This is a genomic window from Mycobacterium sp. NPDC003323, from assembly GCF_053589535.1.
The window spans coordinates 218,573-243,498 of sequence record NZ_JBSFSB010000007.1; the positions used below are offsets into that span (position 1 = coordinate 218,573).

General features: G+C 67.0%; 25 protein-coding genes and 1 tRNA gene. 6 read left to right on the plus strand and 20 right to left on the minus strand.

All coding sequences use genetic code 11. The features are described from left to right. Positions 1 to 18: 18 nt before the first annotated feature. Complete coding sequence (locus ACWDUN_RS18285; protein WP_449931059.1) at positions 19 to 1,419, minus strand: PE-PPE domain-containing protein; 1,401 nt, start codon at positions 1,417 to 1,419, stop codon at positions 19 to 21. Between the two features lie 527 nt (positions 1,420 to 1,946). Beyond that, a tRNA-Tyr gene (locus ACWDUN_RS18290) sits at positions 1,947 to 2,029 on the minus strand. A gap of 76 nt (positions 2,030 to 2,105) precedes the next feature. On the opposite strand from ACWDUN_RS18290, the gene ACWDUN_RS18295 reads away from it, so the two are divergent. Then, complete coding sequence (locus ACWDUN_RS18295; protein ID WP_449931060.1) at positions 2,106 to 2,597, plus strand: YajQ family cyclic di-GMP-binding protein; 492 nt, start codon at positions 2,106 to 2,108, stop codon at positions 2,595 to 2,597. Between the two features lie 138 nt (positions 2,598 to 2,735). On the opposite strand, the gene ACWDUN_RS18300 is transcribed toward ACWDUN_RS18295, so the two are convergent. From ACWDUN_RS18300 to ACWDUN_RS18345, 10 genes are read right to left on the minus strand one after another with little or no spacing between them, the layout of a single operon-like run. Further along, positions 2,736 to 3,503: a DUF3298 domain-containing protein gene (locus tag ACWDUN_RS18300; RefSeq protein ID WP_449931062.1), complete on the minus strand. Its 768-nt coding sequence runs from the start codon at positions 3,501 to 3,503 to the stop codon at positions 2,736 to 2,738. 5 nt (positions 3,504 to 3,508) lie between these two features. Continuing rightward, positions 3,509 to 4,102, minus strand: a complete 594-nt coding sequence (locus ACWDUN_RS18305) for an Mce protein (RefSeq protein ID WP_449931064.1) — start codon at positions 4,100 to 4,102, stop codon at positions 3,509 to 3,511. Positions 4,103 to 4,115: 13 nt separating this feature from the next. Then, the gene (locus tag ACWDUN_RS18310) at positions 4,116 to 5,366 is read right to left on the minus strand and encodes an MlaD family protein (RefSeq protein WP_449931066.1); all 1,251 of its coding nucleotides are present in this window, start codon (positions 5,364 to 5,366) and stop codon (positions 4,116 to 4,118) included. Further along, a complete protein-coding gene (locus tag ACWDUN_RS18315) occupies positions 5,363 to 6,508 on the minus strand; it encodes an MCE family protein (protein ID WP_449931068.1) in 1,146 nt (381 codons plus the stop codon). The genes ACWDUN_RS18310 and ACWDUN_RS18315 overlap by 4 nt, the downstream gene beginning before the upstream one ends. Beyond that, positions 6,508 to 7,620, minus strand: coding sequence for an MCE family protein (locus ACWDUN_RS18320; RefSeq protein ID WP_449931070.1), 1,113 nt, complete (start codon positions 7,618 to 7,620; stop codon positions 6,508 to 6,510). Before ACWDUN_RS18320 ends, ACWDUN_RS18315 begins: the two co-directional genes overlap by 1 nt. After that, positions 7,617 to 8,645 (minus strand): MlaD family protein, encoded by a 1,029-nt coding sequence (locus tag ACWDUN_RS18325; RefSeq protein ID WP_449931071.1) that lies wholly within the window; start codon positions 8,643 to 8,645, stop codon positions 7,617 to 7,619. Before ACWDUN_RS18325 ends, ACWDUN_RS18320 begins: the two co-directional genes overlap by 4 nt. After that, positions 8,638 to 9,693, minus strand: a complete 1,056-nt coding sequence (locus tag ACWDUN_RS18330; RefSeq protein WP_449931159.1) for an MCE family protein — start codon at positions 9,691 to 9,693, stop codon at positions 8,638 to 8,640. The genes ACWDUN_RS18325 and ACWDUN_RS18330 overlap by 8 nt, the downstream gene beginning before the upstream one ends. Continuing rightward, positions 9,693 to 11,264 carry an MlaD family protein gene (locus tag ACWDUN_RS18335; protein ID WP_449931073.1) on the minus strand — a complete coding sequence of 524 codons (1,572 nt, stop codon included), beginning with the start codon at positions 11,262 to 11,264 and terminating at the stop codon, positions 9,693 to 9,695. The genes ACWDUN_RS18330 and ACWDUN_RS18335 overlap by 1 nt, the downstream gene beginning before the upstream one ends. Next, positions 11,265 to 12,122 carry an ABC transporter permease gene (locus ACWDUN_RS18340; protein WP_449931075.1) on the minus strand — a complete coding sequence of 286 codons (858 nt, stop codon included), beginning with the start codon at positions 12,120 to 12,122 and terminating at the stop codon, positions 11,265 to 11,267. 1 nt (position 12,123) lies between these two features. Continuing rightward, positions 12,124 to 12,993, minus strand: a complete 870-nt coding sequence (locus ACWDUN_RS18345; protein ID WP_449931077.1) for an MlaE family ABC transporter permease — start codon at positions 12,991 to 12,993, stop codon at positions 12,124 to 12,126. A gap of 352 nt (positions 12,994 to 13,345) precedes the next feature. Here ACWDUN_RS18345 and ACWDUN_RS18350 point away from each other — a divergent pair, with 352 nt between their 5' ends. Then, positions 13,346 to 14,371, plus strand: a complete 1,026-nt coding sequence (locus tag ACWDUN_RS18350; RefSeq protein ID WP_449931079.1) for an NAD(P)H-dependent glycerol-3-phosphate dehydrogenase — start codon at positions 13,346 to 13,348, stop codon at positions 14,369 to 14,371. A 2-nt stretch (positions 14,372 to 14,373) separates the two neighbouring features. On the opposite strand, the gene ACWDUN_RS18355 is transcribed toward ACWDUN_RS18350, so the two are convergent. Further along, positions 14,374 to 14,910, minus strand: a complete 537-nt coding sequence (locus ACWDUN_RS18355; RefSeq protein ID WP_449931081.1) for a hypothetical protein — start codon at positions 14,908 to 14,910, stop codon at positions 14,374 to 14,376. 117 nt (positions 14,911 to 15,027) lie between these two features. Between ACWDUN_RS18355 and ACWDUN_RS18360 the strand changes: the two genes are divergently transcribed. Then, the gene (locus tag ACWDUN_RS18360) at positions 15,028 to 15,888 is read left to right on the plus strand and encodes a type IV toxin-antitoxin system AbiEi family antitoxin domain-containing protein (RefSeq protein WP_449931083.1); all 861 of its coding nucleotides are present in this window, start codon (positions 15,028 to 15,030) and stop codon (positions 15,886 to 15,888) included. A 40-nt stretch (positions 15,889 to 15,928) separates the two neighbouring features. On the opposite strand, the gene htpX is transcribed toward ACWDUN_RS18360, so the two are convergent. Together htpX and grcC1 are read right to left on the minus strand one after the other, a co-directional pair. Next, complete coding sequence (htpX, locus tag ACWDUN_RS18365) at positions 15,929 to 16,795, minus strand: zinc metalloprotease HtpX (protein WP_449931085.1); 867 nt, start codon at positions 16,793 to 16,795, stop codon at positions 15,929 to 15,931. 62 nt (positions 16,796 to 16,857) lie between these two features. Then, positions 16,858 to 17,865, minus strand: a complete 1,008-nt coding sequence (grcC1, locus tag ACWDUN_RS18370) for a nonaprenyl/(2E,6E)-farnesyl/geranylgeranyl diphosphat synthase (protein ID WP_449931087.1) — start codon at positions 17,863 to 17,865, stop codon at positions 16,858 to 16,860. Between the two features lie 20 nt (positions 17,866 to 17,885). Here grcC1 and menJ point away from each other — a divergent pair, with 20 nt between their 5' ends. Next, positions 17,886 to 19,106 carry a menaquinone reductase gene (menJ, locus tag ACWDUN_RS18375; RefSeq protein WP_449931088.1) on the plus strand — a complete coding sequence of 407 codons (1,221 nt, stop codon included), beginning with the start codon at positions 17,886 to 17,888 and terminating at the stop codon, positions 19,104 to 19,106. Here the strand turns inward: menJ and ACWDUN_RS18380 are convergent. After that, a complete protein-coding gene (locus tag ACWDUN_RS18380; RefSeq protein ID WP_449931090.1) occupies positions 19,099 to 20,316 on the minus strand; it encodes a TetR/AcrR family transcriptional regulator in 1,218 nt (405 codons plus the stop codon). The genes menJ and ACWDUN_RS18380 overlap by 8 nt on opposite strands. Before the next feature lie 190 nt (positions 20,317 to 20,506). Between ACWDUN_RS18380 and ACWDUN_RS18385 the strand changes: the two genes are divergently transcribed. After that, positions 20,507 to 21,412, plus strand: a complete 906-nt coding sequence (locus ACWDUN_RS18385) for an oxygenase MpaB family protein (protein ID WP_449931092.1) — start codon at positions 20,507 to 20,509, stop codon at positions 21,410 to 21,412. On the opposite strand, the gene ppnP is transcribed toward ACWDUN_RS18385, so the two are convergent. From ppnP to ACWDUN_RS18400, 3 genes are read right to left on the minus strand one after another with little or no spacing between them, the layout of a single operon-like run. Next, on the minus strand, positions 21,409 to 21,690 hold the full coding sequence (ppnP, locus tag ACWDUN_RS18390) for a pyrimidine/purine nucleoside phosphorylase (protein WP_449931094.1): 282 nt from the start codon (positions 21,688 to 21,690) through the stop codon (positions 21,409 to 21,411). The two genes, ACWDUN_RS18385 and ppnP, sit on opposite strands and share 4 nt — an antisense overlap. A 9-nt stretch (positions 21,691 to 21,699) precedes the next feature. Continuing rightward, a complete protein-coding gene (locus ACWDUN_RS18395; RefSeq protein ID WP_449931096.1) occupies positions 21,700 to 22,602 on the minus strand; it encodes a dihydrodipicolinate synthase family protein in 903 nt (300 codons plus the stop codon). An 11-nt stretch (positions 22,603 to 22,613) separates the two neighbouring features. Then, entirely contained in the window at positions 22,614 to 23,399 is a 786-nt protein-coding gene (locus ACWDUN_RS18400; RefSeq protein WP_449931098.1) for an aldolase, read from the minus strand. 79 nt (positions 23,400 to 23,478) lie between these two features. Here ACWDUN_RS18400 and ACWDUN_RS18405 point away from each other — a divergent pair, with 79 nt between their 5' ends. Continuing rightward, positions 23,479 to 24,003, plus strand: coding sequence for a helix-turn-helix domain-containing protein (locus ACWDUN_RS18405; protein WP_449931099.1), 525 nt, complete (start codon positions 23,479 to 23,481; stop codon positions 24,001 to 24,003). Between the two features lie 152 nt (positions 24,004 to 24,155). Here ACWDUN_RS18405 and ACWDUN_RS18410 read toward each other — a convergent pair whose 3' ends face one another. Then, a complete protein-coding gene (locus tag ACWDUN_RS18410; protein WP_449931161.1) occupies positions 24,156 to 24,914 on the minus strand; it encodes an SDR family oxidoreductase in 759 nt (252 codons plus the stop codon). Positions 24,915 to 24,926: the final 12 nt, after the last annotated feature.

Consider the following 24,926-nt stretch of genomic DNA (forward strand, 5'->3'; position numbering starts at 1 on the left):
GTTGAGGGGGCCTGACTGCTATTCGGTGTCGGTGTCGGTGTCGGTGCCGGGATCGGAGGCTGGGGACTGCTTTTCGGTCTCCGTCGGCTCCGGTGCACCGGCTTCCTCGTCGTTCTCCTGCGGGTCCGGTTCGGAGGTCTCCGTCACCTGCTCCTCCCCGAGGTCCTCGTCGATGTCGGCGTCGAGTTCGGTTGACTCGTCCGCATCCTCGACCGAGGGCGTCGAGTCCTTGTCGCCGACGAGTTCAGGCTCCCCGACCACGTCGTCGACCTCCCGGACCGCCGCGAACCTGGCCTCCTGAATGGTCGTGCCGTTGAGTTCCGCGTCGCGGTCCTCCATCGCGTCGATGATCTCGGGCGTGGTGTCCGGCGCGGTGACCACGGGAGGTTCCTGCGGCTCTTCGGGTTCGGGGTAGTTGCCGGCCAGGATCTGGCCGGCGCGCTCGAATCCCGCTGCGACCGCCTGCAGTTGCTCGAACAACTTCTGCGGGGACGGCAGCAGCCCGACCCTGCCGGTTTCGTACATGCCGGTGCTCTCGACCATCGGCTGCAGGATCGCCTGGAACGCATCGATGATCCGGGTGGGCACCCCGAGAAGCTTCAACGGCATCAACAGCGGCATCACCGGGCTGTTGACCCGCACGGTGACGACGTTGCCGTCGACGGTCACCACGTTCTCCGGATCCTCGAAGTCGAAGTCCTGCAGCCGCGAGTGCTCGAAGACGAACCCGGCCGCGAGCTGGATCCAGCTCATCGGGTTCAGAAGGTACTTCGGGAAGTACGCGATCGGGTCGTACTCACGGTTGACCCGCAGATAGGTACCGTCCGGCAGCGCGACGGCCCCGCCCAGCACGTCGGAGCCGAAGGTGGGCTCATCGGGACGGTATCGGGAGAAGATGCCGGTGCCCGGTGTGTTCGAGTCGCCGTAGAAGACGCCGAACACACTGGACATGTCATAGCCCGTGGCGGCCAGCCGATTCAGCGCCTCGGCGGCGACGCGGCCACCGAAGGAGCCGGTGTTGATGGCGCTGACGGTCGTCGACGGATCCCGGGCCAGCAGTAGTTCGGTCAGCCAGGTGACGCCGGCCTCCACGGAGTCCCGGGTGACGGTGCCCGGGTAGCGCTGCGGGTCGTTGAGCACGGTCAGGTCGGGGATGCGCAGCCACACACCACCGTCCTGATCGCCGATGGCGCCCTCGGGGAACTGGACGCCGGCACCCGGCACGGCGAACAGTGCCAGCGCGGCCAGCGCGACGGCGTCGGTGGACACCGTGCGGTGCTGCTGATGGAGCGGGGCCGGCTCGGGCGGGGCGGCCACCGAGTGGTCGACGACTCCGCCGGCGAGCAATGCGGCCGCCGCCGGAACGGCCACGGCCCTGGCCACCCGATTGCGCTTCTTGACTCGATGCCGCCCGCTCATCCTGGCTCCCCCACACGAATGCCCACCTGTTCCGGGGGATCGTACGACCGAGTTCGCAGACCGTGCTGCCCGCGTTTTCGCGGTCCGATTTGCTCGCATCATCACCGCGAGTTCGCTATGAGCGGGCCCGCTCGGCGGCGCGGCCGCGCGTCACATCGGTAGCTCGGCGGGCGAGCTCGGGCGCGGCCGCGGTGGCCACCGCAACGGCCGTCGGCGCGCCTTGCTGCAGCATCCGCGGTGGGGTCGGCCGCGTCAGCGATCGGTGCCGGCGGCTGTGATTATTGACGCAGGGGTTAGCCGCTGTGCGCGACGCGGGGCAGGGTTCGTGACGGTTGGGCGCATCAGCCGGCCGTAGCTGCGCGCGTTCGTCGAAGTTGACGGGTGTCGGAGAAGTTCACCCGATCGGCGGACGCCAACGGTAATCGCAGGCCAAGCGGCCCGGGCTGGCGCGCAGGTCGGTTGCCTGAGGCCGCGGCGACGTGCTCCACAGACACGTCAGGCCCCCTCGAAAGGGGGCCTGATCAGCGTGGCAGGTACAGGATTCGAACCTGTGTAGGCGTTAGCCGACGGATTTACAGTCCGCTCCCATTGGCCGCTCGGGCAACCTGCCGGAATTTGGTGCGAGTAGCAGGGTACAACGAGGATGTACTGAAGACGAAAACGGCTGGTACCAACAGGAGGGTCCAATGGCGGATTCAAGCTTCGACATCGTCAGCAAGGCCGATCGCCAGGAGGTCGACAACGCGCTCAACCAGGCCGCGAAGGAACTGAGCACCCGGTTCGACTTCCGCGGCACCGACACCACGATCGAGTGGCAGGGTGAGGAAGGCATCATCTTGGTGTCCTCCACCGAGGAGCGTGTGAAGGCCGCCGTCGACGTCTTCAAGGAGAAGCTGATCCGCCGCGACATCTCGATGAAGGCATTCGAGGCCGGCGACCCGCAGCCCAGCGGCAAGACCTACAAGGTCATCGGCGGCATCAAGCAGGGCATCGACAGCGAGAACGCCAAGAAGATCACCAAGCTGATCCGCGACGAGGGCCCCAAGGGCGTCAAGGCGCAGATCCAGGGCGACGAGATCCGGGTCAGTTCGAAGAAGCGCGACGACCTGCAGGCCGTCATCGCCCTGCTGAAGGGCGCCGATCTACCCGTGGCGCTGCAGTTCGTGAACTACCGGTAGCTCCGCGGCACATACCCGTCCCGGCCCTATGGCGAGATCGACACCAGGGTCGCGAAAGCAGGCACGAGGCGCCGGATCGGCGGCCATGGTGTCGATCTGGCTGTAGGGCGCCGAGAGCTATCTTGGGAGAAACCTCGATCAGGTTCCAACGAACTCCGGCCGCAGGATCGGGCTCAGCGCCGACAGCGGGATGTGCGCCTGCACCGTGCCCCCGTCCATCGACCACTGCATGATCCCGGGCGTGAAGTTGACCGGAGTGTCATGTCCCACCGGATAATCCGGCATGTACAGGATCAGCTCATCGGGTGTGAGCGCCCACGCCTGGTACCCGCCGGAATAGACATTGTCGGGCGTCCAGCGATCCGCGGTGAACGGGTAGCTGCCCGGCTGATGCGCCGGCGGCGCCTTGTCCAACGCGGCCACCACGAACGGTCGGGCCAGCGGCTCGATGGCGGTCAGCGGATCAACACCGGGCCGCACCAGATCGGCCAACTGCAACTGACGACCCCCGCCGAAGGTGAAGGTGCGATAGGCGTTGTTGAAGTCCGGTCCATCGGCATGGTAGGTCTCGCGGAACACCACCGATACCGCGTCACCTCGCCCGAACACCTGAAAGTTGGCCTCACCGAAGCTGTCTGCGACCATCCCCCGCCCGACCCGGCGCCAGTTGCCCACCAGGGTGCTCAGGTAATCGCGCAGCACCGGCCCGGCCACCGGATCGTCGACCAGGTCCGGGATCGCCACCTTGATATCGCGAACCGCCTTGCGGTCGGACTCCACGGAAGTGTGGCAGTACGGCCCGCTCCGCTGTCCGCCCAGTTCCGCGCAGAACGACTGCGGGGACGCCACCGCCGCCGGCGCGCACACCAGCCCGGCCACCGCCAGGGCACCGATCAGGATCCTCATGGCGCTCAGGGCAACTCGACCTTCGAGGCCCGCCACTGGCCGTCCACCTTGTCCATCGTCATCTTGATGCGGCTGCGGTCGATGCGCGGATCCGGCACGGTGGAATTGGTCACCGACTGGTCGACGAACAACAACACCACCACCTGGTCGGGGCTCGCCGACTGCACCGCGGACTCGACCACGACGCCGTGCGCGGACGCCTTGTTGTCGATCAGCAACTGCCGCAACTGCATGCTGGACTCGGAGTACATGTCCTTGAACTCGCCGGTGGCACCGGCGAGCACCTGGTCGAAGTTCTCGTCGACCTTGTCGGAGTCGATGCTCGTCAACACCGGGGCGTACGCCACGGCGGCGTCGCGGGCCTGCTGCGCGGCCTGATCCACCCGGTGGTCCTGCCACACCAGCCACCCCAGGAAGCCCGAACCGCCCAGCAGCGCAGCGACCGTCACGGCCGCCGCGGCGATGACCAGTCGTCGGCGACCGGGCCTGGTGGTCTCGGTGTCCGTCTCGGCTTCGGCTTCGGCCGCCGCCTCCACCTCGCTTTCGTCGGCCGGCGTGGTGTTCTCGCCATCGCACTTCTTGTCGGTCGTCACAGTCACAATGTGTCCTTTCTCAGCGAGGCGGTTCGATGGGCAGCACCGGACCCCCGTACGGCGTGGGAATCGTGTAGCGGCCCTTCGGTGTCGGATCGGTGGTGCGGCCCAGATCCGCCCCGGGCGGCGGGCCGGCGGTGTCATCCCCCGCAGGCCTCGGCGCGTTCTTCGCGCCGCGCACCAGCAGACCCGGGTGATCGTCGCGGCAGTAGGTGTACATGAACGGCTCGGGGTAGTCCGCGTTGGACGGTGGCCGGCGCGGCGTCCCGTAATCACAGGAGTACCGCGGGTAGATGTCACCGGTCACCCACAACCCGTTGTCGTGCATGATGCTGCCCAGTGCATCGAGCACCGAGGTGCGGTAGGTCGGGAACAGTGCGTTCAAAGCCGGCACCCGCAGATACAACAGTTCCGCGGTGGTGGTGAGATCGCCCAGCAACTGCACCATGGTGTCGGAGTTGTCGACGAACAGGTTGTCGACGTGGGTGAGCGTGCCCGGCGCGCGGTCGGTGAGCCGACGGAACCCGTCCCGCATGCGGTTCACCCCGTCGAAGGTTGCGGTCAGGTTCTCCGAGGCCACCCCGATGCCCTCGTTCTTGTCAGCGGCCAGTTCCAGCACCACACGACTGGTGCGCAACAGGCTCGACGTCTCTGGCAGCACCGTGTCCAGTGTGGACAGCAGGAAGGTTCCGCCGTCGATGATGTCCTTGAGCTTGCCGGGCCCGGCCTCGCTCATGCTCAATTCGCGCCGGATGATCTCCAGTTTGTCGACGTCGACCTGTGCCAGTGCACCATCGGCGTCGGCCAGCAGCTCGGCGAGACTGACCGGCACGGTGGCCCGCCCGAGCACCACCGTGCTGCCGTCCTGCAGGAAGGGCCCCTGGTCACCGTCCGCCGAGAAGTCGATGTATTGCTCACCGGCCGGCGACAACCCCGACACCCGCACAGCGCTGGACTGCGGAATCGGCACCGAGGAACGGATGTTCACCACCGCGTTGACGCCGGCGGGGGTGATGTCGAGGCGCTCCACCCGGCCGATCGGCACACCGCGCAGCGTCACATCCTGATTCGGCAGCAGACCGGCCGACTCCGGAAGCTCCACGGTGACGCGGTAATCGGAGGCGAACAGCCGGATCCGCAACGCGCCGACCAACAGATACCCGGTCGCGACGACCAGCACCATCACCAGGGCGATCGCCGACAGCCAGGCGCGCTTGCGGTGGCCGAACCGGACGACGTCGACGACGGTGTTCGCGACGGTGTTGATCATCGGGGCGCCTCCACGGGCAGCTGCGGCACCCCCGGCCCGCGGCCCACCACCCGTTCCTGCAGTCGCAGCAACGTGTACTGCAGGCTGCCGACGAGCTTGTGCCAGTCATAGCGTTTGGGTCCGTGCAGGCCGGGGTCGCCGGCGAAACCGATGTCCGGGATCGAACCCAGCACCAACCGGTCGATACTGGCCCGTGTCGAGATCGCATTACTGGCAGTGGCTTTGACGAACGGCGGCATCAACTTGTTCAGCTTGTACAAGGTGGCATCCGGGGTCAGTGCCACATCGTTCCAGGCCTCGGCGACCTGGTTCGCGTCGGCGATGACGCTGCGCCCACTGGTGTCGGTACCGGCGATCGACGGGAACTTGCGCAGTTGCTCGGTGGTGTCGCCGATCTGCACCACCAGGTCGGCGATATCGCTGGTGTGCTCGGCAAGCGTCTCGGTCGCCGGCGCCGCGGCATCCATCAATTCACCCAGCGCATCGTTCTTCGCCGCGAGTTGATCGACCAATTCGGAGGTCGCGGTCATCGCGTCGGACAGCTGATCGGCGCGCGCATTCAGCGTCCCGAGGGTGTTGTTGGTCTTGGCGATCAACGTGCCGAAGGCTTGGCCCTGGTCACCCGTCGCCTTGCCCAGACCGTTGATGATGTTGGTGAAGTTGCGCACGGCTCCGCCGTTGACCAGGACCGCCGCCGAACTGAGCAGCGACTCAACCGTTGCGGCCGCCTGCGTCGACTCCAACTCGATGGTGTCGCCGTCCCGCAACATGGGGGTACCGGCGACTATCTCACCGGCCGGCGGCCGGATCGAGACGAACACATCTCCCAACGGTGTGGCCGAACGCAATTCGGCCGTGCTGCCGTGGGGCAATTGCACCCCGTTCATGATCCGCAGGGTGGTGACGGCGGTGTAGTTGCGAGCCTCCATCGACTCCATCTCGCCGATATCGGCGCCCGCGAGTTTGACCTTCGCATTGGCCGGCAAATTCAGCGCGTTGGAGAATACCGCGGTGATCGTGTAGCCGCCGGCGCCGGAACCGGGCGCAGGCAGCGGCAGGTCGGCCAGCCCCTCGGTGGCGCAACCGGTGGCCAGCAACCCCGCCAACGCCAGTGGGAGAACCCGTTTGGTGACGATGTTCATCAGCGCTGCCCCATCGCCGTCATGCCGTCGAGAATGTAGGACAACCCGAAGTCCGGTCCGAAGTCCTGCAACGTTCCGGTGCTGCAACCCAATTGGCGCAGACCCATCATGTTGCACATCTCCTTGACCGTCTGGGTGTCGAACAGCACCTTGTCCACCAGCACGTGCGCACGCGCCGACCCGTTGGTCTTGTCCACGATGTTGTAGAGGTTGTCCAGCGTCATCGGGGTGAGGTCCAGGAACTCGGCGAGATCACGCTGATGGTCGGTCAGGGTGGTCATCGCGACGTCGCCGTTGGCCACGATCGCCTTGATGGCGTCACGATGGGTCTCCAGCACCTCACCGACCTGAGTCAGCACCTCGTCGATCTTCTTGCCGGTGGTGCCACTGCCGAAGTGCTCGTCGGCCAGCACCTGGCTGAGTTGGCGCACGCTGGAACCGAACTCGCGCAGAGTGGCGTCATTGTCGGCCGTCGCCTGCATCAGCGAACTCAGGTTCTCGATGATCGTCGTCAGCTGATCACCGGTGACCTCGCCGCGGTCCGAGCTCATCCGCAACGCATCCGAGAGCGCGCCGAGCGCGTCCTTCATCTGCTGCCCGTTCCCGTCGGCAATCGCGGCGCTGGCGTTCACCACATCGGCCAACGGCCCGTTGCCCTTGCCGTCACCACGCAATGAGGACGACAGCTTGTCCAACACATCGAGCACCCTGGCGAACTCGATCGGGGTCTTGGTCCGGTTCAGTCCGATGGTGTCACCTGCCACCAGGACCGGGCCCTCTCGGTAGGGCGGGGTGAGTTCGATCTGCCGGTCGGTCAGGATCGAGTTCGAGATGGTGACCGCCTGCGCGTCGGCGGGGATCTTCACGTCAGCGTCGACGGTGAACTCGACCTCGACGTAGCCGCCCTTGGGGGTGATCGTGGTGACCTGGCCGACCGGCATGCCGAGGACCGCGACCGTGTTACCGACGTAAAGACCAGCCGCACTGTCGAACTGCGCGGTCAGCGTGATGGTGTTGAACCGATCGCCGAGGTAGGACCAGCCGACGACGCCGGCCACCAGGGCCAGCACCGCACCGACGGCGCCCAGCAACAGCAGTCTGCCTCGTGTCATTTGCAGTCCTGGAAATACTCGATCATGCCGAACTGTTCGGCTCGTCCGCTGATCGCACACATCCACGAATCGATCAGCAGACCGTTGCTCACATTGATATCGGCGGCATTACCGCTTCCGGTGGCATTGGCCAGCCCGCGCAGGGCGACCGGCCCCGACTGCAGGATGCTGCGCAGCAGATCATCATGCTTGCCCAGCAGGTCCGACAGTTCGCGCAGATTGACCAGCGTCTTCTCCAGTTCGGGGCGGTCTTCGATGATGATGCCGCTCAGTGTCTCGACCAAGCTCGTCAGCGCGGCCATCATCGACTGGAAGGACGCCCGGCGTGCCACGAACTCGCCGACCAGGGCATTGCCCTGGTGGACCAGATTGCCGACGGTGGACTGCTGCGCGCGCAGCGTGTTGGCCACCGTCTCGGTGGTCTGCAGCAGACTGCCCAACTGGTCGCGCCGGCCGGCGATGATATTGGCCAGGTTCTGGGTGTTGGCCAGCGCCTGGGGCACCACCTGCGGCAGGCCGTCCATCTGCTTGCCCAGCACGCTCAGCGTCTCGGCGAACTTGTCCGAGTCGACCTGTTCGTAGGTGGTGGTGACATCGGCCAGCGCCTCCTGCAGGTCGTAGGGCACCTCGGTGCGCGACAGTTCGAAGGTCCGGTTCGGCAGCGATCCGGAACCGGCCGGCTCCAACGACAGATAGCGCGAACCGAGGATAGTGGTGATCTTGATGATCGCCCGCGAATCCTCGCCGAGGGCAACGTCATTGCGCACCTTGAGTTTCGCCTCGACGTGATCGCCCATCAGCTTCATGCTCTTGACCTCGCCCACCGGGATACCGGCGACGGTGATCGGGTTGCCCACCTTCAGCGCCGCGGCCTGCAGGAAGCGCGCCGTGTAGCTGGTGTAGCCCACATCGGCGACCTTGACGATCATCAGGATCCCTACCAGCACCGACACCGCGGCAATGGCCATCACCCCGAGCCACAGCCGGTTGTAACTCTCCAGAATCCGCCTGCTGCTCTTAACCATTGGCCATATTCCTGCACCGCGGCGTGTACGCCGTCTTGTTTCCGGGGGTGGCCGCCGCGACGATGATCGGCGTCACGTCGTTGAGGCCGGGGAAGAATCCGGTCGCGTTCAGATCACATGCGTAGGTGTTCGCGTAGGCACCCTCGTTGGTGATGCGGGCAAAACCCTTCAGCAGCAGCGGCAGATTCGCGCCGGTGAAGGCCAGCTGCGGCTCGATGGTCACCAGGTGCGCGGCGAAGCCGGGCTGCCGGACCACCAGCTCGTTCAGCGGCGGGTACACATCGTCGGCGACGACCGAGAGCTGCTGCACGACACGCGAGATCGACCCCATGGACTGGACGAGTTCGGGCCGGCGCGCATCGAAAGTGCTGACCAACGTGCGGGCCTGACCGATCACATGGTCGAGTTCGGAATTGTGTGCCGCCAGGTTCGACGCCACAAGGTTCAGATCGGTGATGACATCGCCGAGTTCCTCGTCGCGCCCGGCGAACGCATCGGTCAGCTGAGCGGTCTGGTCGACCAGCGCGACGATTGAGGCGTCATCGCCCTGCAGCGAGGCGATGACCCCCTTGGTGAGGTTGTCCGCGTCGCGGGGGTTCAGCACGCTGAACAGCGGCTCGTACCCGTTGAGCAGGGCACCGACATCGAACGACGGATCGGTCCGCTCGATCGGGATGGTGCTGCCCGCCGGCAGCGGATCCGGATCACCCACGTTGCCCAACGACAGACCGAGATAACGCTGACCCACGATGTTCTGATAGGTCACCGATGCCACGGTGTTGCCCAGCACCTGCTGATCGGCCTGCACCACAAAGGACACCTTGGCGTCGGCACCTTCGAGTTCGACCTTCTCGACCCGGCCGACGCGGACCCCGGCCATGCGCACGTCGTCGCCCTCACGCAGACCGAACACATCCGTGAACACCGCCGCATACGGCACCGTCTGCCCGGCGACATCGCGCCGCAGCGTGACATACACCAGCCAGGTCAGCGTCACCGAAACGACCATGAACAGCGACAGCCCGACGAGCGCGCCGCGATATCTGATCATGCTGCTCCTCCCGCCGAGATCGTGGTGCCCCGAGCGACCGGACCCAACAGCAGTTGGGTTGCCGTGCTGGCAGGTTGGCCGATCGCCGCGCTCAGCACATCACGCTCCTGGGTGCTGCCGACCGGACCGACGTTGCCGCCGAACGACGCCGGGGCGGCCTCGGCGGCTCCGGGCGCGGGCAGTGAAGGAGGCGGCGCGCCGGGTTTCGGCGCGACCGGCGCCAGCGGTGACAAAATCACCGGGGGCGGTGGCACCGGCACCAACGCCGGGTTGGCGGTCAACGGCACCGGCGGTGACGGGAACATCCACGGCGGCAGCGGCGGATTCGGTTCCGCCAAGCTGGGATTCGGATTGATCAGCGGCGGACCGACGGCCACCAGGTTGCCGTTCGGGCCGACCACCGTGCCGGGCGGCGGCGCCAGGTCCTCGGGTGGCTGGTAGTTCTGCGGCAACAGCACATCGGGCAGGTTGGGCCGGGTGGGCACGAGTGGCGCGGTGAAACAACTGGGCCCCTTGAGCCCGGCGTACTGCGGGCAGTCCGCGCGGGTGTAGGTGTGGCTCGGCGTGAAGGACAGGTTGATCCGCATGTTCCCGAAATCGTGCTCGGCGATCCACGCGTGCTCGAAGAACTTGTCGGACAGCTGATTCAGCTTGACGAAGGCGGGCACCCAGTGGTGCGAGGTGTCGGCGAGCTGGCCCAGTACCGGCGTCAGGTCCTTGGTGATCTCCACCATCCGGTCGGTGTGATTGTTCAGTGCGGTGTGAGTGGTGCCGACGGTGTACATACCGCCGTTGATCAGCGACGTGAGTTGCGCGCGCTGCTGAACCAGCGTCTGCATGGGCGCCACGGCCTTGTGCAGCGAGTTCACCAGTTCCGGTGCGGTCTGCTGCAATCCGTTCGCGGCGTCGATCAGGGCGGAGACGGTGGTGCCGTCGGGTTCGGTGGCGACGATGGCGTCGAGCTGGTCGATCAGCCGGTTGAGCTGAGCACCGCTGGTGAGCAGCTCGGTGCGGCGGTTCTCGGTGGCCGCGTTGACCGCGGCCAGGACACCGATCGTCTTGTCCTCGCGACCGCGCCCGGTCGCGGCCAGGATATCGCGCAGCTTGCTGATGGTCGTCTGGAACAGCACCGTCGGCAGCTCGGTGTCCTCGGGGATTTTCGCCCCCGCCTGGATCGCGGGCCCCGGCCCGTTGTCGACCAGCTGCACCGAGGACACCGCGAACACGTTGCTCGGGACGACGCGAGCCGTCACGGTGCTGGGAATCGATCCCGCGTAGGTCGGATCGAGGTTGATGTCAACGTAATTGGGGTGACCGTGGGTGGCCGGGGTGACGGCGTCGACCATGCCGACGAGCAGCCCGTGGTACTTGACGTCGGAACGTTGCGGCAGCCCGTCACCGACGTTCTGCAGCGCGGCGACGATGCGCACGTAGGGGTCGAGCCGACCGGTCGATTTGATCAGCAGCAGTCCGGCCACCAGCGCGCCCACCAGCGCCACCGCGATACCGCAGATCAACAGCTGGGTGTTCGAGGGCCCGCGCCCGTCCATGTCCAGGGAGTTGCTCATCTAACCTCCGAACCTCGCACCGGAGTCGACCGTCCACAGCGCCATGGTCAGCAGCATGTTCACCAGGATCACCACCGTGATGCTGGCCCGCATGGCGTGCCCGGCCGCGACGCCGACGCCGACCGGGCCGCCGGATGCGTAAAAGCCGTAGTAGCACTGGATCGTCGAGGCGATCCAGACGAAGATGACCGCTTTGATGAGCGAGTAGATGATGTCCTGACCCGACAGCATCAGCGAGAAGTAGTGCATGTAGGAGCCGTCGGACCCGCCGCTGATCACCAGGACCACGATCTGCGTGGTCAGATAGCTGACCGCAAGGCAGGCGACGTAGAGCGGGATGGTGGCCACCGTGGCGGCCATAAGCCGGGTGGTCACCAGATACGGGATGGGCCGGATGGCGATGGCGTTGAGCGCGTCGATCTCCTCGGCGATGCGCATGGCGCCCAGTTGCGCGGTGAATCGGCAGCCCGCCTGCGTGGCGAATGCCAAAGACAGTGCGATGGGCGCCAATTCGCGGGTGTTGACCAGCGACGAGATGATCCCGGTGGCCGGTCCCAATCCGAGCAGGTCCAGGAAGTTGTAACCCTCGATACCGACCAGCGCACCGACGGTGACGCCGAGGACGACGGCGACGCCGACGGTGCCGCCGCCGACCACCAGAGATCCGTTGCCCCAGGTGACATCCGAGAGCAGCCGGATGAATTCCTTGCGATAGTGCCTCAGCACCAACGGAACCGCGGCGATCGCCTGGCAGAAGAACACCACCATGTGCCCGAGCCGGGTGAACGGCATCGCGATGCGCCGGCCCCCTGCCTTCCACGGCGCCAGCAGCTTCGGTACGTAGGTCGTGGCCGCCATGTCAGAGCCCGACCCTCGGGAACAGCATGATGTAGAGCTGGCTGATCACGACATTGACGACCATCAGCAGCAGGATCGATTCGACGACCGCGGCGTTCACCGAGTTGGCCACACCCGTCGGACCGCCGGCGGTGGACAGCCCCTTCTGGCACGAGACGACGGCGACGATGGCGCCGAAGATCACCGCCTTGACCAACGCGACGACCATGTCGCCGGTGGTCGCGAAGGACGCGAACGTCGCCACGAAGCTGCCCGGCGCACCGTTCTGGAAATACACGTTGAAGATGAAGCTGGCCAAAAAGCCGACGAAGCACACCATGCCGGTCAGCGCGACGCCGATCATGATCGCGGCGGCGAACCGCGGGACGACCAGGCGGCGGATCACGGAGACACCCATGACCTCCATGGCGTCGGTCTCTTCACGCATGGTCCGCGAACCCAGGTCGGCGGTGATGGCCGAACCCACCGCGGCCGCCATCAGGATCGCCGCGGTCAGCGAGGCCGCCTGCCGGATCACCGCCAGGCCGCTGGCCGCACCGGCCAGTGAGGTCGCGCCGACCTGACCGGCCAGCAACGCGAACTGGATCGACAGCGTCACCCCGATGGGCAGCGCCACCAGAACCGTCGGCACCACGGCAGTGCCCGCCATGAAGGCGCCCTGCCGAACGAACTCCTGCCACTGGAACTTCCCGGTGAACAGGTCGACGAACAGATGCTGGATGGTGCGGACGCCGAGGACGAACTGGTCGCCGACGGTCTGCAGCGACGCGATCGGATGACGTCTGGTGAATCCGGCGGTCCACTCGCCGATGGCGTCGAGCCCGTTCGTCGGCCCGCCGGCACCGGACACACGCTCGGTTGAGGAGGTCATCCTCTCCCGTTCGGCAGCTGAGTAGACGGCAGCTGAACAGACACAGCGAATCCCTCCCGACACCGCGCCACGGCCACCTCCTGGCCGATCACTCACGGTGGTTGGCACGGTATCGGCGACGCTCGATCATCGTCAACATTTTGAAGAATTTTCATTCACATATTTCGAGCGAGCAGCCTAACACTTACAGCGAACATCGGATCTGGGCGCTCTATGCTGCGGATCAGCGGCCGACGGATCCTGTCGTCGATGCACACATAGCCATTAACTTAGCCGCGCCGGGCACGCGACAACGACGGATACAGTTGCCCAACTCGCGGTCAACGGACCCTCACCGCAATACGCTGACCGGATGGCACCTGCACAACGCGAACCGAACGTCGTCGTCCTCGGCGGCGGATCTTGGGGAACCACCGTCGCCTCCATCTGTGCGCGGCGCGGGCCGACCCTGCAGTGGGTGCGTTCGGAGGAGACCGCCAAGGACATCAACGACAACCACCGCAACGCGCGGTATCTCGGCGACGCGTGCGCCCTGCCCGAGGGATTGAAGGCCACCACCGACTTCTCCGAGGCCGCGCGGTGCGCCGATGTCATCGTGATGGGCGTGCCGTCCCACGGGTTCCGCGGCGTGCTGATCGAACTGGCCCGCGAGTTGCGGCCGTGGGTGCCGGTGGTGTCGCTGGTGAAAGGCCTTGAGCAGGGCACCAATATGCGGATGAGTCAGATCGTCGACGAGGTGTTGCCCGGGCATCCGGCCGGGATCCTGGCCGGACCCAATATCGCCCGCGAGGTCGCCGAGGGGTACGCCGCGGCGGCGGTGTTGGCCATGCCCGACCAGCATCTGGCCGCCAACCTGGCCGGCCTGTTCCGCACCCGGCGGTTCCGCACGTACACCACCGACGATGTCGTCGGCGTCGAGATGGCGGGCGCGCTGAAGAACGTCTACGCCATCGCCGTCGGCATGGGCTACTCGCTGGGCATCGGGGAGAACACCCGCGCGATGGTGATGGCCCGCGCGGTGGCCGAGATGTCCAAGCTGGGTGTGGCCATTGGCGGGCACCGCGACACGTTCGGTGGGCTGGCCGGGATGGGCGACCTGATCGTCACCTGCACCTCGCTGCGCAGCCGCAACCGGCACGTCGGTGAGCAACTCGGCTCGGGCAAGACCGTCGAGGAGATCATCGCCGCGATGAATCAGGTCGCCGAGGGCGTCAAGGCCGCGTCGGTGATCATGGAGTTCGCCGAGAAGTACGGCTTGACCATGCCGATCGCACGCGAGGTCGACGGCGTCATCAATCACGGGCGCACCGTCGAGGACGCCTACCGCGGCCTGATGGTGGAGAACCCCGGCCACGAGGTGCACGGCTCGGGGTTCTGAGCTCAGTTGAAGTACGGGTTGCGACCCTCGGGCCGGTCCAGCAGCGGGTTGGTCGGGTTGACGATCCAGCTGCCGCCCGGGCTGATCACGAAACCCGACTGGTCGAACGAGTTCTGGCACGTCACCATGGCGCCGTCGGTGCCACACGTGACGTGCTGGAAGCTGATCCGCGAGTTCGCCGGCAGCGGTGTGGCCGGCTTGTCCCCCACGTACACCGGATTGGCGGCGGTGGCGAAGCCCGGCGCGCCGACCTGTCCACCGCTGACGACGTTGGCTCCGTTGGGTGCGCCCGGGAAGGCTCCGCTGCAACCGTAGCTACCGTTGGTGCGGCTGAGCACGCAGGTGATCCCGGCACCGGCGGTGAAGGCGTACAGGCTGCCGTCGTTGACCGCGTACTCCGACGGCTTCACCAGGGCGTAGCCACCGATGTTCGGCGCCGGCGGCGGAGGTGGCGGCGGCGGGGGTTCGGCCGACGCCACGGCGGCGGTGCTCACAGCGGCAGCGGCCGCCACCGCAAACAGCAGACCACGGGTACGCATGCGCCACACCCTATCTCTTCTCGCGATTTCGGTGAGGGTACGTGCGGCAGTCGCACGAATCCTCACCGAAACCGCAGAGAGTGGAACCGGTCGGGGCGGTGCCGCGTCCGAGTAAGCATGTTGAACGATCACCTGCGGTGCCACGACGGCGTCATCACCCTGACGCAGGCCCGTGCGCTGGGATTGAGTCCTGACGCGGTGCGGCGGCGGGTACGGTCCGGCCTCTGGCGACGTTGTGCACCGGGGGTGTACTTCGTCGACGACCGTCCGTTCGGGGATGCCGCGCGGGTGCGGGCCGCGGTCTGGTCCTATGGACATACCGCCTGCGCCAGCGGACTTGCTGCGGCATGGTGGCACGGACTCACTCGTTTCGCACCCAAGGTGGTGGAGGTGACGTTGGCGCGCAATGGATACGGCCGCGCCCGTCCGGGCTGCCGGCCCAGGCGGCGCGATCTCGATTCCCGCGACGTCATCGAACTGCGAGGTCTGCGCGTCACCGATCTCTGCCTGACAGCGGTCGAAGCAGCCGCCCGCCGCGGCGGCGGGCCGAAGATCATGGATTCGGCTCTACAGACCAGCACCACGCTGCCCGACCTGTGGGACGCACACATGCGCAACAAGGGCCGGTACGGGTCGCCCGCCGCGCGACGACTGCTGCGCGCTGCGGCGAGCGGTGCCCAATCCGAAGCTGAACGGCTGCTGATCAAGCTGCTGGAGGAGCACGGCATCACCGGATGGGTGGCCAACTATCGGGTCGGACCATACAAGGTCGACGTCGCGTTCCCGGGTCTCATGGTGGCCATCGAAGCCGACGGCTGGGCCTTTCACAGCGATCCGGACAAGTTCGTCAAAGACCGCCGCCGGCAGAATTATCTCGTCCTCAACGGGTGGACGGTGCTCCGGTTCACCTGGCTGGACCTCGTCGAGTATCCGGAGCGGGTCATCGCGGTGATCCTGGCCGCGATTTCGGTGAGATAACGTGCGCGCTCCGCACGTATCCTCACCGAAATCGCAAACACTAACCGCGGGCCATCTGCTCCAACCGGCGGATGCGGTCCTCGATCGGCGGGTGCGTCGAGAACAGCTTGCCGATCTTCTCCCCCGCCCGGAACGGGTTGGCGATCATCAGATGGGCCTGATCGGCCAGCTGAGGCTCCGGCGGCAGCGGGGCGGCCTGCACGCCGTAGGCGATCTTGCGCAACGCACTCGCCAGTGCCAGCGGATCCCCGGTCAGCTCGGCGCCGGACTGATCGGCCTGGTACTCGCGCGAACGTGACACGGCCAGCTTGACGACGGTGGCCGCGATCGGGCCGAGCAGCGAAACCAGCAGCATCGCAAACGGATTCACGCCACCCTCACGGTTCCCGCCGAACATGCCGGCGAACATCGCGATATTGGCCAGCGCGGTGATGACCGACGCCATCGCACCGGCGACGCATGAGATCAGGATGTCGCGGTTGTACACATGGGACAGCTCGTGACCCAGCACCGCGCGCAGTTCACGCTCGTCGAGGATCTGCAGGATGCCGGTGGTGCAGCACACCGCGGCGTTACGGGGATTGCGGCCGGTGGCGAACGCGTTGGGCGCGGCGGTGTCACTGATGTAGAGCCGCGGCATCGGCTGGCGCGCGGTGGTCGCGAGCTCGCGCACGATGCGGTACATCGCCGGGGCCTGCATCTCGTTGACCGGCTGCGCGTGCATCGCCCGCAGCGCCATCTTGTCGCTGTTGAAGTAGACATAGGCGTTCATGCCGACGGCGAACAGCACCGCCAGCATGAGGATCGACTGGTTGCCGAACAGCGAGCCGATGAAGACGATCAGCGCGGACATGCCGACCAGCAGCACGAACGTCTTCATCCGATTGGCATGAGGATGCCAGGTCATCAGCTTTTCCTCCTACGAAAGTCTTCGCTGACCTAACGAACGAACGACCCCCGCGGGTTCCACTAGCCGTGCCGGTTGACGGTGTAGTCCACCAGGGTGGCCAGCGCCGCCCGGCCCGGACCGTCGGGCAGATTCGCCAACTCGTCACGCGCCCGCACCGCGTAGTCGGCGACGGTCTCCTTGGCCTTGGCCATGCCCGGCGAGCGGCGCAGCAGCGTCAGCGCCTCGGCGACCTCGCCGTCGTCCTCCAGCGGCTTGGCCAGCAGCACGCGCAGCCGCTCGGCGTCCTCGCCGGTCTCGCGCAGGGCGTACAGCACCGGCAGGGTGTGCACGCCTTCGCGCAGGTCAGTGCCGGGAAGCTTGCCCGACTCGTCGGGGTCGCTGTCGATGTCGATGATGTCATCGGAGATCTGGAACGCCGTCCCGACGATCCCGCCGAGCCGCGACAACCGCTCGATCTGCTCGGTGTCGGCGCCGGAGAACGTCGCCCCGAACCGGCCCGACGCCTCGATCAGGCAGGCCGTCTTCTCGTAGACGACCTTGAGATAGTGCTCGATCTCGTCGGTACCGTCGGCGGCCCCGCGAGTCTCGCGCATCTGTCCGGTGACGAGCTGGGCGAATGTGTCCGCAATCACGCGCACCGCATCGGGCCCGAGCCGCGAGACCAACCGCGACGCGGTGGCGAACAGGTAGTCGCCGGCCAGGATCGCGATGTTGTTGCCCCAGCGGGCGTTGGCGCTGTCCGCCCCGCGGCGCACCTGCGCCTCGTCCATCACATCATCGTGGTACAGCGTCGCCAGGTGCACCAGTTCGATGACGGCCCCGGCAATGGTGACCTCGGGATCCTCCGGCCGCGGCCCCAGCGACCCCGCCAGCACCGTGAACAGCGGCCGGAAGCGCTTGCCACCGGCCTGGAACAGGTGCTGGACGGCCTCGGCCATCAGCACGTCGGCCTTGCCCAACTCGGTGGACATCAGGTCCTCGACACGTGCCACGCCGTCACGCACCCGCGCCGCGAAATCGGGGTCCCCGAAATCCACGCCCGCCACCACGCTCGCCGGTGTCCTCATTGTTCCAACATACTGTGGGGGTGCCCAGTCCAGCAGATGTGGTTGTTGTCGGCGCCGGTCCCGCCGGTTCGTCGGCGGCCGCCTGGGCCGCCCGCACAGGTCGCGACGTGCTCGTCATCGACTCCGCGCAATTCCCCCGCGACAAGGCCTGCGGTGACGGACTGACCCCGCGCGCGGTCGCCGAGCTACGTCGACTGGGCCTGGGCGACTGGCTGGCGGGCAGGATCCGCCATCACGGGCTGCGGATGTCGGGCTTCGGTGCCGATGTCGAGGTGCGGTGGCCCGGCCCGTCGTTCCCCGCGGTGAGCAGCGCGGTGCCGCGCACCGAGCTGGACGACCGGATCCGCATGGTCGCCGCCGACGACGGCGCCAAGATGCTGCTCGGCGCCAAAGCCGTTGACGTGCGTCATGATTCGTCGGGCCGGGTTCGCGAGTTGATCCTCGACGACGGATCCGAGGTCGGGGTGGGTCAGCTGATCGTTGCCGACGGCGCGCGCTCGACGCTGGGTCGGGTGCTGGGCCGGACCTGGCACCGCGAGACCGTCTACGGCACCGCCATCCGCGGCTACATCGCCACGCCGCGGGCCGACGAACCATGGATCACCTCGCATCTGGAGTTGCGCTCCCCGACGGGTGAGGTGCTGCCCGGGTACGGCTGGATCTTTCCGCTGGGCAACGGCGAGGTGAACATCGGCGTCGGCGCGCTGGCCACCGCGAAACGCCCCGCCGATGCCGCGCTGCGACCGCTGATGTCGTATTACTGCGGGCTGCGGCGCGAGGAGTGGGGGTTCGAGGGTGAGCCCCGGGCCGGCCTGTCGGCGCTGCTGCCGATGGGCGGGGCCGTCTCCGGCGTCGCGGGACCCAACTGGATGCTGATCGGGGACGCCGCGGCGTGCGTCAACCCGCTCAACGGCGAGGGCATCGACTACGGCCTGGAGACCGGACGGTTGGCCGCCGAGATGCTCGGGTCCGGCGATTTGAGCGCCGCCTGGCCGGCCGTGCTGACCGAGCATTACGCCCGCGGCTTCTCCGCCGCGCGGCGCCTGGCGCTGTTGCTGACGCTGCCCCGCTTCCTGCCCGCCGCCGGGCCGGTGGCGCTGCGCTCGCATTTCCTGATGCAGGTCGCGGTGCGGATGATGGGCAATCTGGTCACCGAGGAGGACGAGGACTGGATCGCGCGGGTGTGGCGATCGGCGGGCAAGCTGTCGCGGCGTTTCGACGAGCGCACACCGTTCAGCTGACCGGCGCGCGCCCCAGCAGCGTCAGCTCCATCATCAACCGGACACACGCCCGGGAATAAGCGGTGTCCTCGTACTGCACCAACCGGCCCAGGTCCACCACCAGTCCGAAGGCGGCGTGTACGGCGAATCGTGCTTGCGCAGCACTGAATTCGGTGCGCGCCTCGGACACCAGGCGTGCCCACTCGTCGATGGTGGCGCGCTGGATGTTGCGCAGCACCATGCGGTCGGGTTCGGGCACGTTGCCGCGCTCGGTGTAGTAGACGTAGGCCAGTTCGGGTTCCCGGAAGGACCGGCTGACGTACAGGTCGATCAGTTGGCTCAGCGCGCGTCCCGGATCCGGTTCCTCGGAAAGGACATTGGAGAGGTCTCCGGACACCCGGTCCGCGCTGCGCCGGTAGGACGCGGCCAGGATATCGGCCTTGGCCGGGAAGAACCGGTAGATGCCCGACGGTTGCATCCCCACCGCCGCGGCGATGTCCTCCATGCTGGTTTCGCGGAACCCCTTGCGGTGAAACAACATCAGGGATTCGCGCAGCAGGATCTCGTATTTGCCGCCGACCGCAGAACCACTGTGCGACAACCGCTTGCGCGGCGGTGAATCGTCGGGCGGCGGTAGCGGCGCCCACAACACCGCCGAGGCCAGACCGGCCAGCAGCGCCCGCATCTCACCCAGCGGCAGCGCGGCGCGATGATCGGTGACACTGCCGATGACGCTGAGCGCCGCCGACGACAGCGTCCACCGTTCCCGCGAGGTCAGGTCGGGACGCAGCCGCATCAAGGGCTGCTGCAGCCGGCGGTTCACCAGTTCGATCTGACCGTTGAGGATCTCCTGATCCTCCGGATTGAGGTAGCGACCTTCCCAGCGGTAGAGCCCGCCGCTGCTGCGGTTGGCGATGGCTGTGTCGACCAACGCGTCGACCAGGTCGTCGAGCAGCGCCGCCGGATCGGAGTCGGGGCTGACCACCTCGGTGCCGTCCACCAACTGCTGTCCGAGGCCGATCACGGCGTCGCGGAACAGTTCGTATTTACCCGGCGAGTGCCGGTACAACGCCGCCGCGGAGATCCCGACCCGCGAGGCGATGTCCTCCATGCTGACGGCGTGGTAGCCCAGCGCGCTGAACGCATAGGCGGACGCCTTGACGATCTGCGCCTTGCGGTCCCGCGGACGCCGCCGCACGACCGGTTGCGCGGGACGTCCGACGGTTGCCATGGTCTCACGGTAACGCATCTGGTACCGGCCGCGTACCACGCCGAATGATCCTTCACGCTGTACCGTCAAAATCTCTGCCAAAAGCCGGTCCCGAACACATATGCATGCACGGGACTGAAGAATGACCATTCACATATCCTTGCCCCGTGGCCGATCGCTGTGCCAGGCTGTGATCGGACAGGGAGGTCTGATGATGACGGCGCACGCAGACGATTCCGGACCGCGGCCGCAGCCGACGACCGCCGAGACCCGGATCACCATCGAGCAGCGCACATCGCGCTGGGACCACGGCGAGGTCGACCTGCGCGACGCCGTCGATTTCTGGTCGTTCGCCGGGGCCGCGGCCAACGTCATCATGCAGATGGCCCGCCCGGAGGTCGGCTACGGCGTGGCCGAGAGTCGGGTCAAGTCCGGCAGCCTGATGGAACATCCGTGGAAGCGGGCCCGCACCACCACCCAGTACCTGGCGGTGGCGGTGCTGGGCACCGACGAGGAGCGCGCCGCCTACCGCGCCGCCGTGGACGTGGCGCACCGTCAGGTGCAGTCCACCCCGACCAGTCCGGTGCGCTACAACGCGTTCAACCGGGAACTGCAGATGTGGGTGGCGGCGTGTCTGTTCGTCGGATTCGAGGACACCTTCCAGCTGTTGCACGGCCCGATGTCGCCGGAGCAGGCCGAGCAGTTCTACCACTCGGCGCAACCGCTGGGCACCACCTTGCAGGTGACGGCCGACCAGTGGCCGCCGACCCGTGCCGAGTTCGACGACTACTGGAACATCGCCTGCCAGAAGGTGGTCATCGACGATCACATCCGTGACTACCTGATGGCCCTGGTGGATCTGAAGATGATCAACTGGCCGCTGCGCGTCACCTTCGCCCCGCTGCTGCGGTTCCTGACCATCGGGTCATTGGCGCCGATCTTCCGCGATGCGATGGGCCTGCGCTGGTCGGCCGCCGACCAGCGCAGGTTCGAGAACCTGTTCGCCTTCGTCGCGTTCGTCAACCGCTTCATCCCGCGGTTCATCCGGCACGGCGGCAGTCAGATCCTGCTGGGTGATGTCCGGCGCCGGATCCGCACCAAGAAAGCGCTGATCTAGCGGTACTGGCAGAGGTAGGCGGTTTCCACCTCGACCCGCACCGTGAACTTGCTGTCCGCGGGCACCGTGAACTGCGTTCCGGCGGTGAAGGTTTCCCAGCTGTCGTTGCCGGGCAACCGCACCGTCAGCGCACCGCTGACCACATGCATGATCTCCAGCTGCGAAGTCCCGAACTCGTACTCGCCGACCGCCATCACGCCGACCGTCGCCGGGCCGTCCGCCGGTGCGAACGCGATGGAGGCGACGGCGCCGTCGAAGTACTCGTTGACTTTGAACATGCGCGCACACTAGCGAGTGCGCGCGGACAGCCCGTCGGCCGGGGCCAGCATGGCCTCGAGCTCGGTACGCCCCTGCGCGTCCAGCGGCAGCAGCGGCGCCCGCGGATCCCCGACGTCGGTGCCGAGCAGTTCGAGCCCGGCCTTGACGGTGGTGGGCAGACCGCCGGCGACGATGAACCGCAGCAGCGGCGCGAGATCGTCGTAGATGCGCTGGGCGCGAGCGCGGTCGCCGGCGCGGACGGCGTCGTACAGGTCCACGCACGGTTGCGGCCGCAGGTTCGGCGCCGCGGTGCACCAACCCGACGCGCCCTCGGTGAGCGCGTCGAGCACCAGCGGATTGCTGCCGTTGTAGAACGGTAACGCGCCCCCGGAGAGCTCCTTGATGCGCCGCATGCGGGTGAGGTCGCCGGTGGACTCCTTGACCATCTGCACGTTGTCGATCTGGTCGGCCATCTGCACCAGCAATTCCGGGCTCATGTCGATACCGCTGGTCGCGGGGTTGTTGTAGACCATGATCGGCAGGTCGACGGCGGCCGCGACGCTCGCGTAGTGCTGTGCGATCTCGCGGTCGGTGAGCTTCCAGTACGACACCGGCAGGATCATCACCGCGTCTGCGCCGGCCCGTTGCGCGTGCCGGGCCCGCCGGATGGTGTTGGCCGTGGTCAGGTCGGAGGCCCCGACGATCACCGGCACACGGCGGTCGACGACGTTGACGGTCGTGTCGACGACGGTGTCGAACTCGGCCTCGGTCAGATAGGCCGATTCGCCGGTGCTACCGAGCGGGGCGATGGCATGCGCGCCGGTGACGACCAGCTGATCGACGAGGCCGGCCAGTTTGGCGGTGTCGATGGCGCTGCCGTCGGAGTTGAACGGGGTGACGGGGTAGGCGATGATGCCGTGGATGTTCGTCATGATGCGACCTTTCAGGCGGTGAGGGTGTCGGGATGGGCGGCCAGCGCACGGCGGGCGTAGTAGGCGAAGTTGGCCTGGCTGCGTTTCGGGGTCAGAGTCCAGTCGTGGGCCTCGCGCGCCAACCGAGCCGGTAGCGGCGCAATGGTTCCCGCCGCCATCGCCGCGAGTTGCAGCTTGGCGCCGCGTTCGATCAGCATGGCCAGCGAGCACGCCTCCTCGATGCTGGCGCCGGCCACGACATGGCCGTGGTGGGCCAGCAGGATCGCCTTCTTGTCACCGAGGGCCGCGGAGATGATCTCGCCCTCCTCGTTGCCGACCGGCACCCCTGGCCAGTCCGGCAGGAAGGCGCAGTCGTCATATAGCGGCGCGATGTCCATCTGGGACACCATCAGCGGCACCTCCAGCATGGACAGCGCCGCGACGTGGAAGGGATGCGTGTGCACGATGCAGTTGACATCGGGACGGGCCCGGTAGATCCACGAGTGGAAGCGGTTGGCGGGGTTGGCCATTCCCGATCCGTCGAGGACGTTGAGGTCTTCGTCGACGAGCAGCAGGTTGCCCGCGGTGATCTCGTCGAACCCGAGCCCCAGGCGCTGGGTGTAGTAGGTGCCCGGTTCTTCGGCGCGGGCGGTGATCTGGCCGGCCAGACCGGAGTCGTGACCGGCGTCGAACAGTGCGCGGCAGGTCAGGGCGACCTTCTCCCGGTCGGTCAGGCCGGATTCGGCGATATTGCGGTTCAGGCCGTCGAGCGCGCGACGCATCAGGTCGGACTTGGAATCTCCGAGGGTGCTGGTCATCTCTTTCTCCTTTCACAATGACACTGTGGTCACGATAGGACACCTTGTGTCATATCGTCAATGAGGTAATCTGGTCGGCGTGAGTGGCTTGTTACGCGCGGTGCGCCAGCAGCGGGGCATGACGCTGGACGAGGTGTCAGCGGCGACCGGGCTGACCAAGAGCTACCTGTCCAAGGTCGAGCGCGGACACAGCGTGCCCTCGATCGCCGCCGCGCTGAAGATCTCACGTGCACTGGATGTTGATGTGGCACAGCTGTTCTCCGAGGACGCCGAGGAGTCGACGCTGACCGTCGAACGCGCGGCCGACCGCGGCGCGGAGCGGCATCACGCGGTGGCCGCGGCCATGCTGGGCAAGGCGATGTCACCCTTCGTGGTGCGTCCGGGCCGCCAGTTCGCCACACACCCGCATCCGTCCCACCCCGGCCAGGAGTTCGTCTTCGTACACCTGGGCGCGGTGGAACTGAACCTCGACGGCCGCGTGGTGCGCCTGGACACCGGCGACTGCGCCTATTTCGACGCCTCGGTCTCCCACAAGTTGCGCCAACTCGGCGATGATCCCGCCGAGGTCGTGGTGGTGGCGCATAGCAATCCGGGGCGCCGGTAGTTTCCGCGACGCTCGTTCAGCTCGACCTCAATTCAGCCGGGAGCCCGCCATCCACGACTCGGCTGAAGCCAGGTGGACAAATCGCGGCACAGGCCTACCCCAGCTCAGTCCAGACCCGTTGCGCAGGCCCTCGCCGCCGGCTGACGCGCCCGTCAGCGCCGCGTCAACCAGTCCGTCAGCCGCGTGCTGCACAGTTCTGCTGCCGGTCCGGTGACCAGCGTCGTGTCGTCGACCGGCAGCCCCTCATAGGTCGCCTCCGGATCGTCGATCACCGACAGGATGCGCCCTTGGTGTTCCAAGACCGCGCGGGCCATCTCGGCGAAGGGCATCTGCTCCGGGCCACCGACCTCGTGGATGACGTTGAGTGGGATGCCGGTGGCCACCCGCGCCAGTACCGCGCTCACCTCGCCCGAGTCGACGGTCTGGATCGACGCCACCGGCGCTCGTACTTCGGCACCCCGGACCAGCGATTCGGTGATCGGTATGGCCAGCTCATGAAACTGCGTCGCCCGCACCACGGTCCACGGTGCGCCGGATTCGGCGGCCGCTTCCTCCTGAGCCATTTTGCCGCGCAGGTATCCCGCGAGCGGGGCCAGCCGATCAGCGCCGACGATCGACAGCACGACGTAGTGCTTTACGCCGGCGCGTCGGGCGCCGGCGGCCAGGTTCGATGACGTCTGCTCGAAGAAGGCCTGCGATGAATCCTCCGGTGTCGCGGAGTTGATCACATCGATGACCACGTCGGCCCCTGCCAACGCGTCATCGAGCCCGTCCCCGCTGAGCAGGTCCACTCCGGTGGCACGGGACGCTTCGACGACATCGTGGCCGGCCGCGGCCAACAGCGGCACCAGTTGCCTGCCGATCAGGCCTGATGCGCCCACGACGGTGATCCTCTTCTTCACTGCGGTCATTTCCATGACTCC

Bases quoted from the DNA above. Each gene is read 5' to 3' on its own strand.
- ACWDUN_RS18295 (WP_449931060.1), top strand. From the start codon at position 2,106: ATGGCGGATTCAAGCTTCGACATCGTCAGCAAGGCCGATCGCCAGGAG.
- ACWDUN_RS18300 (WP_449931062.1), bottom strand. From the start codon at position 3,503: ATGAGGATCCTGATCGGTGCCCTGGCGGTGGCCGGGCTGGTGTGCGCG.
- ACWDUN_RS18395 (WP_449931096.1), bottom strand. From the start codon at position 22,602: ATGACGAACATCCACGGCATCATCGCCTACCCCGTCACCCCGTTCAAC.
- ACWDUN_RS18325 (WP_449931071.1), bottom strand. From the start codon at position 8,645: ATGGTTAAGAGCAGCAGGCGGATTCTGGAGAGTTACAACCGGCTGTGG.
- ppnP (WP_449931094.1), bottom strand. From the start codon at position 21,690: ATGTTCAAAGTCAACGAGTACTTCGACGGCGCCGTCGCCTCCATCGCG.
- ACWDUN_RS18335 (WP_449931073.1), bottom strand. From the start codon at position 11,264: ATGAGCAACTCCCTGGACATGGACGGGCGCGGGCCCTCGAACACCCAG.
- ACWDUN_RS18350 (WP_449931079.1), top strand. From the start codon at position 13,346: ATGGCACCTGCACAACGCGAACCGAACGTCGTCGTCCTCGGCGGCGGA.
- ACWDUN_RS18340 (WP_449931075.1), bottom strand. From the start codon at position 12,122: ATGGCGGCCACGACCTACGTACCGAAGCTGCTGGCGCCGTGGAAGGCA.
- grcC1 (WP_449931087.1), bottom strand. From the start codon at position 17,865: ATGAGGACACCGGCGAGCGTGGTGGCGGGCGTGGATTTCGGGGACCCC.
- ACWDUN_RS18385 (WP_449931092.1), top strand. From the start codon at position 20,507: ATGATGACGGCGCACGCAGACGATTCCGGACCGCGGCCGCAGCCGACG.
- ACWDUN_RS18360 (WP_449931083.1), top strand. From the start codon at position 15,028: ATGTTGAACGATCACCTGCGGTGCCACGACGGCGTCATCACCCTGACG.
- ACWDUN_RS18315 (WP_449931068.1), bottom strand. From the start codon at position 6,508: ATGAACATCGTCACCAAACGGGTTCTCCCACTGGCGTTGGCGGGGTTG.
- ACWDUN_RS18410 (WP_449931161.1), bottom strand. From the start codon at position 24,914: ATGACCGCAGTGAAGAAGAGGATCACCGTCGTGGGCGCATCAGGCCTG.
- ACWDUN_RS18345 (WP_449931077.1), bottom strand. From the start codon at position 12,993: ATGACCTCCTCAACCGAGCGTGTGTCCGGTGCCGGCGGGCCGACGAAC.
- ACWDUN_RS18320 (WP_449931070.1), bottom strand. From the start codon at position 7,620: ATGACACGAGGCAGACTGCTGTTGCTGGGCGCCGTCGGTGCGGTGCTG.
- htpX (WP_449931085.1), bottom strand. From the start codon at position 16,795: ATGACCTGGCATCCTCATGCCAATCGGATGAAGACGTTCGTGCTGCTG.
- ACWDUN_RS18400 (WP_449931098.1), bottom strand. From the start codon at position 23,399: ATGACCAGCACCCTCGGAGATTCCAAGTCCGACCTGATGCGTCGCGCG.
- ACWDUN_RS18380 (WP_449931090.1), bottom strand. From the start codon at position 20,316: ATGGCAACCGTCGGACGTCCCGCGCAACCGGTCGTGCGGCGGCGTCCG.
- ACWDUN_RS18285 (WP_449931059.1), bottom strand. From the start codon at position 1,419: ATGAGCGGGCGGCATCGAGTCAAGAAGCGCAATCGGGTGGCCAGGGCC.
- ACWDUN_RS18310 (WP_449931066.1), bottom strand. From the start codon at position 5,366: ATGATCAACACCGTCGCGAACACCGTCGTCGACGTCGTCCGGTTCGGC.
- ACWDUN_RS18355 (WP_449931081.1), bottom strand. From the start codon at position 14,910: ATGCGTACCCGTGGTCTGCTGTTTGCGGTGGCGGCCGCTGCCGCTGTG.